This window comes from Thermomonospora umbrina, assembly GCF_003386555.1.
Taxonomy (GTDB): domain Bacteria; phylum Actinomycetota; class Actinomycetes; order Streptosporangiales; family Streptosporangiaceae; genus Thermomonospora; species Thermomonospora umbrina.
This window is the reverse complement of the sequence record NZ_QTTT01000001.1, coordinates 1,861,878-1,874,924: the sequence shown is the minus strand read 5'-3', so window position 1 is coordinate 1,874,924 and position 13,047 is coordinate 1,861,878. Positions and strand designations below refer to the sequence as shown.

At 71.1% G+C, this 13,047-nt stretch carries 14 protein-coding genes and 1 tRNA gene; 10 read left to right on the top strand and 5 right to left on the bottom strand.

The genetic code is table 11. The annotated features are described in order from the left end of the window. Nucleotides 1–342: 342 nt before the first annotated feature. From DFJ69_RS08125 to DFJ69_RS08115, 3 genes are all read right to left on the bottom strand, one after another. A complete protein-coding gene (locus DFJ69_RS08125) occupies nucleotides 343–714 on the bottom strand; it encodes an FmdB family zinc ribbon protein (RefSeq protein WP_116021910.1) in 372 nt (123 codons plus the stop codon). Nucleotides 715–949: 235 nt separating this feature from the next. Next, entirely contained in the window at nucleotides 950–2,434 is a 1,485-nt protein-coding gene (locus DFJ69_RS08120; protein ID WP_116021909.1) for a potassium/proton antiporter, read from the bottom strand. Between the two features lie 304 nt (nucleotides 2,435–2,738). Further along, a complete protein-coding gene (locus tag DFJ69_RS08115; RefSeq protein ID WP_116021908.1) occupies nucleotides 2,739–3,350 on the bottom strand; it encodes a 5-formyltetrahydrofolate cyclo-ligase in 612 nt (203 codons plus the stop codon). Nucleotides 3,351–3,384: 34 nt separating this feature from the next. Between DFJ69_RS08115 and galU the strand changes: the two genes are divergently transcribed. The 7 genes from galU to DFJ69_RS08080 all read left to right on the top strand — a co-directional run bounded on the left by galU (nucleotide 3,385) and on the right by DFJ69_RS08080 (nucleotide 8,203). Continuing rightward, on the top strand, nucleotides 3,385–4,290 hold the full coding sequence (gene galU / locus DFJ69_RS08110) for a UTP--glucose-1-phosphate uridylyltransferase GalU (protein WP_116021907.1): 906 nt from the start codon (nucleotides 3,385–3,387) through the stop codon (nucleotides 4,288–4,290). A gap of 23 nt (nucleotides 4,291–4,313) precedes the next feature. Beyond that, nucleotides 4,314–5,516: a molybdotransferase-like divisome protein Glp gene (gene glp, locus DFJ69_RS08105; RefSeq protein WP_116026483.1), complete on the top strand. Its 1,203-nt coding sequence runs from the start codon at nucleotides 4,314–4,316 to the stop codon at nucleotides 5,514–5,516. Nucleotides 5,517–5,577: 61 nt separating this feature from the next. Next, on the top strand, nucleotides 5,578–6,060 hold the full coding sequence (gene moaC, locus DFJ69_RS08100; RefSeq protein WP_116021906.1) for a cyclic pyranopterin monophosphate synthase MoaC: 483 nt from the start codon (nucleotides 5,578–5,580) through the stop codon (nucleotides 6,058–6,060). 26 nt (nucleotides 6,061–6,086) lie between these two features. Beyond that, on the top strand, nucleotides 6,087–6,575 hold the full coding sequence (locus tag DFJ69_RS08095; RefSeq protein WP_116026482.1) for a MogA/MoaB family molybdenum cofactor biosynthesis protein: 489 nt from the start codon (nucleotides 6,087–6,089) through the stop codon (nucleotides 6,573–6,575). Between the two features lie 45 nt (nucleotides 6,576–6,620). After that, on the top strand, nucleotides 6,621–7,244 hold the full coding sequence (locus tag DFJ69_RS08090; protein WP_211328544.1) for a GNAT family N-acetyltransferase: 624 nt from the start codon (nucleotides 6,621–6,623) through the stop codon (nucleotides 7,242–7,244). Nucleotides 7,245–7,422: 178 nt separating this feature from the next. Next, nucleotides 7,423–8,055, top strand: a complete 633-nt coding sequence (sepX, locus tag DFJ69_RS08085) for a divisome protein SepX/GlpR (protein WP_116021904.1) — start codon at nucleotides 7,423–7,425, stop codon at nucleotides 8,053–8,055. Between the two features lie 74 nt (nucleotides 8,056–8,129). Beyond that, a tRNA-Ala gene (locus DFJ69_RS08080) sits at nucleotides 8,130–8,203 on the top strand. A gap of 143 nt (nucleotides 8,204–8,346) precedes the next feature. Here the strand turns inward: DFJ69_RS08080 and DFJ69_RS08075 are convergent. Continuing rightward, a complete protein-coding gene (locus DFJ69_RS08075) occupies nucleotides 8,347–8,988 on the bottom strand; it encodes a TetR/AcrR family transcriptional regulator (protein ID WP_116021903.1) in 642 nt (213 codons plus the stop codon). 99 nt (nucleotides 8,989–9,087) lie between these two features. Here DFJ69_RS08075 and DFJ69_RS08070 point away from each other — a divergent pair, with 99 nt between their 5' ends. Both DFJ69_RS08070 and DFJ69_RS08065 read left to right on the top strand, forming a co-directional pair. After that, the gene (locus tag DFJ69_RS08070) at nucleotides 9,088–10,569 is read left to right on the top strand and encodes a flavin-containing monooxygenase (RefSeq protein WP_116021902.1); all 1,482 of its coding nucleotides are present in this window, start codon (nucleotides 9,088–9,090) and stop codon (nucleotides 10,567–10,569) included. Between the two features lie 108 nt (nucleotides 10,570–10,677). Further along, the gene (locus tag DFJ69_RS08065; RefSeq protein WP_116021901.1) at nucleotides 10,678–11,568 is read left to right on the top strand and encodes an SDR family oxidoreductase; all 891 of its coding nucleotides are present in this window, start codon (nucleotides 10,678–10,680) and stop codon (nucleotides 11,566–11,568) included. 29 nt (nucleotides 11,569–11,597) lie between these two features. Here DFJ69_RS08065 and DFJ69_RS08060 read toward each other — a convergent pair whose 3' ends face one another. Next, on the bottom strand, nucleotides 11,598–12,023 hold the full coding sequence (locus tag DFJ69_RS08060; RefSeq protein ID WP_116021900.1) for a tautomerase family protein: 426 nt from the start codon (nucleotides 12,021–12,023) through the stop codon (nucleotides 11,598–11,600). Between the two features lie 120 nt (nucleotides 12,024–12,143). Here DFJ69_RS08060 and DFJ69_RS08055 point away from each other — a divergent pair, with 120 nt between their 5' ends. Continuing rightward, nucleotides 12,144–12,806: a winged helix-turn-helix transcriptional regulator gene (locus DFJ69_RS08055; RefSeq protein ID WP_116021899.1), complete on the top strand. Its 663-nt coding sequence runs from the start codon at nucleotides 12,144–12,146 to the stop codon at nucleotides 12,804–12,806. Nucleotides 12,807–13,047: the final 241 nt, after the last annotated feature.

Below are 13,047 nucleotides of genomic sequence, written 5' to 3'. Positions count from 1 at the left end.
ATCGTGTCTGCTCCGCTGGGAGTACGGCAGGGGCGAAGATACCCCACCTGCGGCATCGCCCGTCCTGCCGAGGGGAGGGGGCGGCGGTCGTCCCTTGTGCGGAGGCGCGGTCGCCCAAGGGGCGGAGCGGCGCGGGGACGAGGGTTCTTCGAGCATGCCGCGCTTCCTGCCTGTCGATGGTGGAGGCAAGTCTGCGACGGCGGTACGCCTGGGGGCGGTGACCCCTGCACCCGTGTTCGGGGTGTACTCACCTACACCCCGCCACCCGGAACGGCGGGCATGGCGGGCATGGCGAAGCCCCGGTGATCACGGGAGATCACCGGGGCCGGAGAAGGACAGTGGTCAGGCGACCTTGGAGCTCGACCCGCTCGTGGAGCCGGAGCCCGAACCGGAGCTCGAGGCCGAACCCGAACCGCTCGAGGAGGAGGACGAGCCGCCGTCGGTCGATGCGCCGGACTTGGCGGCGGACTCGGACTTGGACGTCGACGGGGAGTCGGTGGAGCTCGACGGTGTCGTGCTCGCGGGCGACTTGCCCCCGCCCCGGCTGTCCGTGCGGTAGAAGCCCGAGCCCTTGAAGATGATCCCGGCAGCGGAGAAGACCTTACGCAGCTTGCCGCTGCACGCCGGGCATTCGGTCAGCGCGTCATCGCTGAACTTCTGCACGACCTCGAGGGGCTCGCCGCATTCGGTGCAAACGTACTGATACGTCGGCACGGTTCCTCCTTGCCGCCACAGTCCCGCGGACTGGCACTCTCACGAAACGACTGCTAATAGTACTGCGCGCGCGGCACCGTTCATCCCACGGCGTCCCCGAACGGGGGGAACGGCTCGGGAAGCGGCGCCCCACCCCCACCTGAACACGCCCGTGACCAGCGGCATTCCGTCCGGACGCCCTGGCCGCGCCGCCCCGAAAGCCGATGTCCGGACGCCCCGGCGAGCATCGGAACGATCAGTCGCCGGTCTCGCCGAACCAGCCCGCCAGCTTGCCCCGTCGGCTGACGGCGCGGAGTCGGCGTTCGGTGATCTCGCGGACCTCCGCGGCGGTGACCACCAGCAGGCGGTCGCCTCCCCGCAGCTCGGTGGTGGGACCGGGGACGAAGCTGCCCTCATCGCGCACGATCAGCGTGATGGAGGCCTTGGCGGGCAGCCGGAGTTCGAAGATCTCGACACCGCTGAGGGCCGAGTCCTCCGGTATGCGGATCTCCAGGAGGTCGGCCTGCAGCTCTTCCAAGGGCGCGGCCTCCACGTCCAGCTCCTTGGCCTCGCCCTCCACCGTGACCCCCAGGCCGCGGGCCAGGCCGGGCAGGGTGGGCCCCTGGAGCAGGGTGAACACCACGACGATCACGAACACCAGGGCGAACAGCCGATCGGAGCCCGGGACCTGTTCCGACATGGGGACCGTGGCGAAGACGACCGGCACCGCGCCGCGCAGGCCCGCCCAGGACAGGAAGACCTTCTCCGCCCGGCCGATCCCGAAGCCGAGGGTGGAGATCCACACCGACAGGGGCCGGGCCACCAGCACCAGCACCGAGCCCACGACCAGCGCCGGGACGATCTGCGCGGGCAGTTCGCTCGGGGAGGCCAGCAGCCCCAGCATGACGAACAGGCCGATCTGGGCCAGCCAGGCGATGCCCTCCGCGAACCCCCGGGTGGCCGGACGGTGCGGCAGACGCGCGTTGCCCAGGACCAGGGCGCACAGGTAGCACGCCATGAAGCCGCTGGAGTGGATCAGCGTGGCGGCGCCGTACGAGCCGACGGCCAGCGACAGCACCGCGATCGGGTACAGACCCGAGGCGGGCAGCGCCGCCCGACGCAGGGCGAAGACGCCCAGCCAGGCCAGCAGCAGCCCCACCGCGGCCCCGGCGGCCAGCTCGTACACCACCAGGGGGACCAGCAGCCACGGCTCGGTGTCGTGCCCGTCCGTCGCGCTCAGCAGCACCACGATGATCACCACGGGCGCGTCGTTGAACCCGGACTCGGCCTCCAGGATCCCGGCCAGCCGATGGGGGATCGGCAATCGTCGCAGCACCGAGAACACCGCCGCCGCGTCCGTGGGGGCCAGCACGGCCCCGAGCAGGAGCGCCAGCCGCCAGTCCAGCGAGAGCAGCCAGTGCCCGGCGGCGGCCACGACCACGATGCTGATCACGATGCCCACCGTGGCCAGGGCGAGCGACACCGGGACGGCGGGTTTGACGTTCCGCCAGCTCGTCGTCAGGCCGCCCTCGACCAGGATGATGACCAGCGCCGCCCAGCCGAGGGTCTGGGCGAGCTCGGCATTGTCGAAGTTGATCCCGAATCCGGACTCCCCGATGAGGAGCCCCAGCCCGAGATAGGCGAGCAGGCTGGGCAGTCCGAGCCGGTGGGACAGCCGTACCGCCAGAATCGCGGAGAGCACCAGTGCGGCTCCGATGAGTAGCCAGAGGTCGAGCCGCACATCCCACCCTTCGGGTTGATCGACAAGTCGGTGTAGAGATACTACAGAAACGACGCTTTCAGTACACACGTGTGGTTAACCCACGAACCCGCCGGGCATTGCGACGAGGAGTTCCCCGCCCCCGATGAAGGCACGCCGACCTGCTGCGTCGTGCCGCGAGCCCGCGGCATCACGATCGTTCCCCCACCTTCGCCGAAGACGACACGCCGTGGCGCAGGGGCCTGCGGCCGCGGTCCAGAGCCGCCGGGCCGCCGGGCCGGCGCGAAGCGCATGGCCGGATGCGGCCACGGACGCCGCGCAGGAACTACCCGAACCGCACCAGTCCACCCGACGGCGTGACGGCCGCCCTCAACCCGCGATCGTGCGGTTCGGTGGGCACGGCGTCGACCAGCTCGTCGTCGTAGACGAGCCCCACGGTGAGGATCCCCGGCCCCACCCGCGCCAACGCCCGGTCGTAGGACCCGCCGCCCCGTCCCAGCCTCATCCCCGTACGGTCGATCGCCACCGCGGGCACGATCACCACGTCGGCCGAGGTGATGGCCCCCCGCCCCCGCGACGGCTCGCCCGACTCCAGCGGCCCCACCGAACCCGCCCCCGAAGCCGTTCGCCCGAACGAGGTGGGCACGAGCGAGTCGGGCCCCTCGTACGAGGCCCAGTCCAGGTCGCCGTCCGGGAGCAGCCGGGGCAGGAGCACGTACGTGCCGCGTTTCCAGAGGGCGAAGATCAGGCCGCGCGTGTCCGGCTCACCGCCGAACGACACGTACGCGGCGACCGAGGCCGCCATCTCCACCTCGGGGAGTTCGAGCAGGGTGTCGCGCAGTGAGCGGCCGGCGGCGGCCCGGAGGTCCGCACCGAGGGCGGAGCGGGCGGTGAGCAGCCGCCTGCGCAGGCCGGGCTTGGAGTCGACGTCCTGCACGCTTGGGTCCTCGCAGAGTGGTTAGGGTCTGTCCATGACTGACATGCGACCTGTGTCGAAGGCCGTGGTCCCCGCCGCCGGCCTCGGTACCCGATTCTTGCCCGCCACCAAGGCCACACCCAAGGAAATGCTGCCGATCGTCGACAAGCCGGCGATCCAGTACGTGGTCGAGGAGGCGGTCGCCGCCGGGCTGAACGACGTGCTCATGATCACCGGGCGCAGCAAACGCTCCATCGAGGACCACTTCGACCGGGCCTACGAGCTCGAGGAGGCCCTCGGCGCCAAGGGCGACACCGAACGGCTGGCGGCCGTTCGCGAGTCCAGCGACCTGGCCACCATGCACTACGTGCGGCAGGGCGACCCCCGGGGGCTGGGCCACGCGGTGCACTGCGCCCGCCAGCACGTGGGCGACGAGCCGTTCGCGGTGTTGCTCGGCGACGACATGATCGACGAGCGGGACGCGCTGCTGACCCGCATGATCGAGGCGCGGGCCCGGTACGGCGGCAGCGTGGTGGCGTTGATGGAGGTCGAGCCGGAGCAGGTCTCCGCCTACGGATGCGTCGCGATCGAGCCGACCGGCGAGGACGACGTGGTACGCATCACCGACCTGGTCGAGAAGCCTCCGATCGAGGAGGCCCCCAGCCGCTGGATCATCATCGGCCGCTACGTCCTGGACCCCGCCGTGTTCGACGTGCTGGAGAAGACCCCGCCGGGGCGCGGCGGCGAGATCCAGTTGACCGACGCGCTGCTCACGCTGGCCGGCACACCCGCCGAGCAGGGCGGCGGGGTGTACGGGGTGCTGTTCCGCGGCCGCCGCTACGACACCGGCAACAAGCTGGAGTACCTGCGCACGCTGGTGCAGTTCGCCTCCGAGCGCGCGGACCTGGCGCCCGAGTTCATGCCCTGGCTGCGCGAGTTCGTCGACAAGCACGGCTCGTGAACGCCTCGGGCGACGCCGGGCGGCTGCGCTCGGTGGACGAGCACCTGGCCGGGATCCTCGGCGAGATCCCGCCGCTGCCGACGCTGGACCTGGCGTTGCTGGAGGCCGAGGGGACGATCCTGGCCGAGCCGGTCACCGCGCCGGTCGCGCTGCCGCCCTTCGACAACTCGGCCATGGACGGGTACGCCGTCGTGGCGGCGGACGTGGCGGGCGCCTCCGCCGACGTGCCCGTCACCCTGTCGGTGATCGGCGACGTGGCCGCCGGCGACACCGGGATGTCGGCCATCCGCCCCGGGCTGTGCACCCGCATCATGACGGGCGCGCCGATGCCCGCCGGCGCCGACGCCGTCGTCCCGGTGGAGTGGACGGACGGCGGCACGGTCTCCGTCCGGATCGGCCGGCCCGCCGAACCCGGCCACTTCATCCGGCGCGCCGGGGAGGACGTCGCCGCCGGTCAGGTCGTGCTCCAGCCCGGCGTACGGCTCCGCGCGCCGCAGATCGGCATGCTCGCCGCCGTCGGACGCGCCCGGGTGAACGTCCGGCCGCGCCCCCGGGTGGTCGTGCTGTCCACGGGCGACGAGCTGGTGGAGCCCGGGTCGTCGCTGGCCCCGGGCCAGATCTGGGACTCCAACAGCTACATGCTGACCAGCGCCGTGAACGAGGCCGGCGGGGACGGCTTCCGGCAGAGCGCCCTGTCCGACGCGCCGGAGAAGGTCCTGGAGTCGCTGGAGGACCAGCTCGTCCGCGCCGACGCGATCATCACGACCGGCGGGGTGTCGATGGGCGCCCGCGACGTGGTGAAGGAGGCGCTGACGGGCACGCTGACGTTCTCCAAGGTCGCCATGCGGCCCGGCAAGCCGCAGGGCTTCGGGCTGCTGCGCGGCGTGCCGATCTTCACGCTGCCGGGCAACCCGGTGAGCGCGTACGTGTCGTTCCAGGTTTTCGTGCGTCCGGCGCTGCGGGCGATGCAGGGGCTGCCGGCCCGGCCGTTGGAGTCCCGGACGGTCACCCTGACCGACGACGTCCGGTCGCCGGCGGGGCTGCGGCACTACCTGCGCGGCAGGCTGTCGTCCGGCCCGGACGGCGTGGCGGTCACCCCCGCCGAGGCGCAGGGCTCCCACCAGATGGCGGCGCTGGCGTCGGCGGACGCGCTGATCGTGATCCCGGAGGAGGCCGACTTCGTGCCGGCCGGGTCGCGGGTCGCGGTCCTGCGCCTGCCACGATGAGGTACCGCACGTCGCAGCACGGCCCGTCGGCGGGCCCGATCTCGGAAGGTGGCCGCCCCTGATGGCCGGGTCTCCGCAGTTCTCGCACCTGGACGAGTCCGGCCGGGCGCAGATGGTCGACGTCTCGGCCAAGGAGGTGTCGGTCCGCACCGCCACGGCCGCCGGGTTCGTCCGGCTGTCCGCCGCCTGCGTGGCCGCCCTGCGCGCCGGCGACATGCCCAAGGGCGACGCGCTCGCCGTCGCCCGCATCGCCGGGATCCAGGCCGCCAAGCGCACCCCCGACCTGGTGCCGCTGTGCCATCCGATCGCCGTCCACGGCGTCACCGTCGACCTGGAGGTACGGGACGAGGGCGTGGCGATCGAGGCCCGCGTCCGCACCGCCGACCGCACCGGCGTGGAGATGGAGGCGCTCACCTCGGTCACCGTCGCCGGGCTGACGCTCATCGACATGGTCAAGGCCCTCGACCCCGCCGCGACGATCACCGACGTCCGGGTCGAGGAGAAGACCGGCGGCAAGACCGGCGTGTGGCGCAGGCCCTCGTGAGCGCCGCCGACGGCCTCGTCCGGGCGATGGCGGTGACGGTGTCCAACCGGGCCGCGGCCGGCGTCTACGCCGACCGGTCCGGGCCGGTGCTCGTCGAACTGCTGGCGGACCTCGGCTGCCACGTCGACGGGCCCGTGGTGATCCCCGACGGGGAGCCGGTCGCCGAGGTGCTGGCCGACGCCGTCGCCGCCCGGTACGACGTCGTGGTCACCACCGGGGGCACCGGGCTGACACCCACCGACCAGACCCCGGAGATGACCCGTCGCGTCATCGAACGGGAAGTGCCCGGCATCGCCGAGGCCATCCGACAGCAAGGCCGCGCCGTGGTGCCCGCGGCGATCCTGTCGCGCGGGCTGGCCGGGGTCGCCGGGCGTACCCTGATCGTCAACCTTCCGGGGTCCACGGGCGGAGTTCGGGACGGCATGGCGGTGCTGGGGCCGGTGCTCTTTCACGCCGTACAGCAGATCGCCGGAGGCGACCATCCGCGGGCGGACGGCGTCACCGGCGGCAATTGATGGCGTCGGCGTGGTCCGGCGGGGGATTATGAGAGCGTGGAACGCATGCGGGGTTGGCCGGTCACACTGACCGATGGCCCGGTCGGGTTGCGTCCGTTGCGGATGCGGGACGCGGCCACCTGGCGCGACATGCGCGTCAAGAATGCCGACTGGCTGCGTCCGTGGGAGCCCACCAACCCGGAGACGCCGCTGTTCCGCACCGGGCTGGGGCCCTACCTCAGCATGGTCCACATGATGCGCCGTGAGGCGCGCCAGGGGCTGGCGCTGCCCTGGGTCGTGACGTACGAGGATCGTTTCGTCGGGCAGCTCACCATCGGCGCGATCGTCTGGGGCTCGGCCAGGTCCGCGCAGATCGGCTACTGGGTGGATCGGCAGGTCGCGGGTCGTGGCGTGATCCCCGCCTCCGTCGCCATGGCCGTGGACCACTGTTTCTTCACCGTCGGGCTGCACCGCGTCGAGGCCAATATCCGCCCCGAGAACACCGCCAGCCGCCGGGTCGTGGAAAAACTGGGCTTCCGGGAAGAGGGAATTCGCCGCCGGCACCTGCACATCGACGGTGCGTGGCGCGACCACATCTGTTACGCGCTCACCGTGGAAGACGTCCCACAGGGCCTGCGTTCCAGGTGGCGGGCGGTCACCAAGCAGGCATTTCCACGATCCTCTTCGTGATCGGAAGTTTCCTTCCAACAGAAAGCCATGGTAAACAGCGAGTAACCATAGTCACGATCTCGCGACACACCGCCCCTAATGCTCGTCAACCGCTGACACCGGGTCCTACCGTGCGGGACGTGAACATGCGCGCGCCAAAGGCCAGCCCCCGTCCTTGGCGTGCCGCCGGGGAGGGCTCTTGAGCAGCACCCTCCTGTACCTCGCCATCGTCGCCGTCTGGGCCGTGGTCCTCGTTCCCATGTGGCTGCGCCGCGACAACGACGGTTTCTCCCGCCTGCTCGCCAAGCGCTCGGACGTCACCGAGGACCTCACCCTCGACGAGCCCACCCTCGACGTCCCCACCCCGGACGAGCCCGCCCGCGAGCCGGAGCCCACCTTGACGGAGCCCGCCCACGAGGCCCCCGCCGACGCCCCCGCCCACCCCGCGCCCCGCCGTCCCGGCCGCGCCACCGTCATCGCCCGCCGCCGACGCCGCACCTTCGGCCTCACCCTCCTCCTGCTCGCCTCCGTCACCGCCGTGGCCACCGGCCTGGCCCCCTGGTGGACGTCCCTCCCCGCCACCGTCCTCCTCGCCGGCCACCTGGCCCTCCTCCGCGTCGCCGCCGGCGTGGACGCCGCCCGCCACCGCGCCCGCACCGAGGCCGCCCGCGCCGCCGCAGCCGCCGCCCGCGCCGCCGAAGAGGCCCGCGCCCTCGCCGAACCCGACCCCCCCACCCGAAAGGCCGAGGTCATCGAACTCGTCCTCGGCGTCTACGAGGACGACGAGGTCTTCGACCAGTACGCCGACGACCGCCGCGCCGTGGGCGACTGACCGAGAACGCCCCGGGCCGGCCCGATACCGATGCGCGAACCCCCCTCGATGTTTGCTAACCTTGCGGAGTCCTCGGGGCTGTAGCGCAGTCCGGTAGCGCACCTCGTTCGCATCGAGGGGGTCAGGGGTTCAAATCCCCTCAGCTCCACCCAAGGTCAAAGGCCGGTTCCGTTCGTCGGGGCCGGCTTTTTGGTTCTTTGTGCGGCGGTGATGTGCGGCCGTGGCGATCTGCCCCGAGGGTGGCGCTCGCTGTGGAGGTCCATCGGCGGGTTCTGCGTCACCGCCGGGCGGTCAGGGGGTGTCGCGGGCGGCGATTCCGTCGTACATGACGCGGCGGATCGCCTCGCTGAGCCGGTGTTGGTGTTCGGGGTCGGGGTGGCGGAGCAGCGTGAGCGCGGCGGCCATGATCATGCCGGTGATGGCGCGGGCGGTGTTGGGGATGTCGAGGTCGGTGCGCAGGTAGCCGAGGTCGACGCCGTGCGACAGGTAGGCGGCGGTGAGGTCGGCGGCCAGGTCGAAGAGGTCGAGGACGCGTTCGGCCATGGCCTTGTCGATGCCGGCGGCCTCGACCAGGAGGAGTCGGGGGACGCGGGGGTCCTCGATGAAGATGCGGGTGAGGGACTCGCCGATGCGCGCGGCCTGTTCGCGGTAGTCGTCGAGGGTCGAGACGGCGTCGGGGGCGTTCTCCTCGGTGAGCGCGGTGGCGAGCCGCCGGACGAGGTCGTCGATGACGTAGTCGACGATGTCGCGCTTGTTCTGGAAGTAGCGGTAGAAGGTGCCGTGTCCGATGTCCAGCCGCTTGGCGATGTCGGCGATGCCGGTGGCGTGGTAGCCGCTCTCGGCGAAGCACTCGAACGCCGCGTCGATGATCTCGCGGCGCAGCTCCTGCTTCCTCCGCTCGGCGCGGGTGAGCGGTGGGCCGCTGGACGTCATGGGCCGCAGTCTATTGTCCCCGGCCGGATGAGTGACATACAGTTCCGAAGCTGACATCTCGTTCCGTTGCTGACATCTCGTTCCGTTGGAGGGTGGCGCATGGCCACGCAGTACGACGCCGTGATCATCGGGGCCGGGTTCGGCGGTATGGGCGCGGCGATCCAGCTCAAGCGGCTCGGGTACGACGACCTGCTGATCCTCGAACGTGAGGACGACCTCGGCGGCACCTGGTACGTGAACCGGTATCCGGGTCTGGCCGTCGACATCCCGTCGTCGACGTACTCCTACTCCTTCGAACCGAACCCGTACTGGTCGCGGCTGTTCGCGCCCGGCCCGGAGCTGAAGCGTTACGCCCGGCACGTGGCCGACACCTATGGCCTGCGTGGGTCGATGCGCTTCGGCACCGTGGTGACCGGTGCGCGCTGGGACGAGGACGAGTCGCACTGGCGGGTCGCCCTCGAGGGCGGCGACAGCGTCACCGCGACGTACCTGCTCACCGCCACCGGCTTCCTGTCGCAGCCGAAGGTGCCGGACATCGACGGCATCGAACGGTTCGGCGGAAAGGTCATCCACACCACCGCCTGGGACGACGACTACGACCTGACCGGCAAACGCGCGGCGATCATCGGCACCGGCGCCACCGCGGTGCAACTGATCCCGGAGGTGGCCGAGGTCGTCTCGGAACTGACGGTCTACCAGCGCACGCCGATCTGGGTCAGCCCCAAGCCCGACCACCGCATCCCCAAGGCGGTGCAGAGGCTGTTCGCGCGGCTGCCGTTCGCCCAGCGCGCCGTGCGCCTGGCCGGCGGCTCCATCCTGGAGCTGATGATGATCTTCGGGGTGGTGCACTACAAGCGCTTCCGGATCGGCAACCGCATCGCCGAGCAGTGGTGCCGGGCCCACCTGTACCGCCAGGTGCGCGACCCCGAGCTGCGCCGTAAGCTCCTGCCCCGCTATTCGTTCGGCTGCAAGCGGCCCACGTTCTCCAACGACTACTTCCCGGCGTTCACCCGGCCGCACGTTCACCTGAAGACGTCGGGCATCGAGCGGATCGACGAGACCGGCATCGTCACCGCCGACGGCGACCGCACCGAGATCGACGTGCTGCTGCTGGCCACGGGATTCAACCTTTGGGACGCCAACTTTCCCGCCATCGAGATCATCGGCCGGGGCGGAAAGAACCTCGGTAAGTGGTGGCGCGACAACCGCTTCCAGGCCTATGAGGGCGTGACCGTTCCCGGCTTTCCCAACCTGCTCTCGCTGAACAGCCCGTACTCCTACAGCGGTCTGTCGTACTTCACCACCATCGAGTGCCAGATGAAGCACATGGACCGGCTGTTCACCGCGATGCGCAGGCGCGGCGCGCGCGTCTTCGAGGTCACCCAGGAGGCGAACGACCGGTTCCTGGACCGGATGACGCGCAAGGTCGGCGGCTCGGTCTTCTCGCTGGGCCGGTGCGCCGCCGCGAACAGCTACTACTTCAACCAGCACGGCGAGGCCACGCTGCTCCGCCCGACCTCGACGCTCAACGCCCACCGCGAGGCGGTCCGCTTCCCGCTGGAGGACTACACCTATGCCTGACCCGTCGCCTCCGGTGGCGGGCGGCGGGTTCCCCTGCTCAACGGCGATCGGACGCGGAGGAACGCCAGGGTACGCCGGACCGCGAACGCGCACCCGAGGAGCCGCCGCATGACCCGCTACCCGCCCATCGACCTGAAGAACGCCACCGTCGCGATCACCGGGGGCGCGCGGGGCATCGGCCGCGCCACCGCCGAGGCGTTCGCCGCTCGAGGCGCTCGCGTCGCCATCGGAGATCTCGACCTCGCCCTGGCCGAGAAGGCCGCGGCGGGTGTCGACGGCACCGCGCACCACCTCGACGTCAGGGACCGGGATTCGTTCCGGACCTTCCTTGAAGAGGTCACGGCCGCGCACGGCGACCTCGCCGTCCTGGTCAACAACGCCGGCGTCATGCCGAACGCGGGGTTCCTCGACCTCGGCGACGACCTCGACCGACTGACGATCGACGTCAACCTGTTCGGGGTCGTTCACGGGATGCGCCTGGCGCTGCCCCGCATGCTCGACCTGGGACGCGGTCACATCGTCAACGTCGCCTCGCTCGCCGGGAAGTTCCCCGTCCCCGGCCTGGCCATGTACAACGCGAGCAAGTACGCCGTGGTCGGGCTCACCGCCGCGACCCGCCGCGAGTACGCCCGCCACGGCGTGAGCATCACCGCCGTGCTGCCCTCCGCCGTCGACACCGAACTCGCCTCCGGCCTCGACATGAAGCCCATTCCCAAGGTCGGGCCGGGGCGCGTCGCCGGCGCGGTCGTCGCGTCCGTGGCGAGCCGCAAGGCCGAGATCGCCGTACCCGGCTACGTCGGCGGACTGGCCGCGGCCGCCGCCGTCACACCGGAACCGATCCTCAACGCCATCCGACGCCTCATCCGCGACGACCGCGCCCTACAGCCCGACGCCCGAGAACGCCTTGCCTACCGCGCCCGCATCAACGAACAAGGCGAACGCGAGAACAACGACTCCGCCGGGCGTCGGAACGGGCCGCCTTCCGCCCACTCCGATTGATCCGTCCGCACCCGGCGAATCGGCGTGATTCAGGTGAGCTCCGTTCCGGCATGGTTCAACCGATGCATGGCCTCGACCATCTCCGGGTCGTCGGACTGGAGCCGGCCCGCGAACCCGGCGTACTCCAGCGGGTAGTGGTTCATGAGGATGAGGGTCTCGTCGGTGTTGGCGAGACCGTCGTACGCCTGGGCGATGGCGTCGCCGATCTTGCCGGACATGGTCCGTCGGGCGTCGACGTCGTGCAGTTCGGGGACCTCCAGGAAGCACAGCGGCCGGATCGGTTCGACGCCGACGCGCCCGTCCTGGGAGACGTTGTCGGCCGCATGCTCGCGCAGCCAGATCCGGACGTCCGGGATGTGGAACGCCTCGTCGACCGCCGTGGTGATCTCCCGCATCATCCGCCGTTTCGCGTCGTCGCGGACACCGAGCGGGGCCTCGATGATGACCTGCGGCATGGGCTCTCTCCTCTTCGTGAGCGTTCGTCGATCTTCCGTTGAGTTGGACGGTACAACAGTCTGGTTGTTTTTTCCAACCATCGATGCGGACTGTCGTATCGCGGCGGGTAGAGTGGTGTCATGGTCGGGCGGCGGAAGTACGACGAGGGGTGCGCGGTCTCGCACGCCCTCGACCTGATCGGCGAGCGCTGGGCCCTGCTGGTGATCCGCGAGCTGTTGCTCGGCCCGAAACGGTTCTCCGACCTGCGCGCGGGCATCCCGGGCGCGAGCCCGGACGTGCTGGCCACCCGGCTCCGCGAGCTGACGGACGCCGGGGTCGTGCACCGGCGGACGCTGCCCCCGCCCGCGGCCTCCCAGGTCTACGAGCTGACCGATTGGGGCGCCGGCCTCGAGCCGGTCATCACCCACCTCGGCCGCTGGGGCAGCCGGTCCCCGTCGCTCCGGCACGACGCCGAGGGCAGCATCGACTCGTTGCTGCTGTCCCTGCGTTCCCTGTTCGACCCCCGGGCCGCGGACGGGTTCAACGCGACGATCACCCTCGTGGTCGAAGGGCGCCCGTTCCGCGTCGAGATCGCCGACGGCTGTTTCCACCTGGCCGGCGGCGCCGCGAACGACCCCGCCGCGACCCTGGACACCGACCGGCGGACGCAGGCCGCCCTGCTCTACGGCGACCGTTCGATCGACGACGCGCTGCGCGCCGGGGAGGCGACGGTCACCGGCGACACCGCGGTCGTGGCCCGGTTCCTGCGTCTCTTCCCGCTGCCCGCGCCGGCCGCCGGCTGAATCCGCGTCGGCCGGGCGCCGATATGACGCTCGCATGAACGCGGGGTCGCCCAGATGAGTCACAGCCTGTTTACGGACGGCCTTTCCGTTGTGGGCCATGGCGCCGTTCGTTATGCCCCTACCATATTCGGCGGCGGGTAGGGCCCTGGCGCGCGGTCTTCCGGATGTGCGCCGACGTTTCGGACGCGTCTCGTGGTTTTGGGCGTGGTCCGTCCATCCCCCCGAAATGCGGTTCATTGAC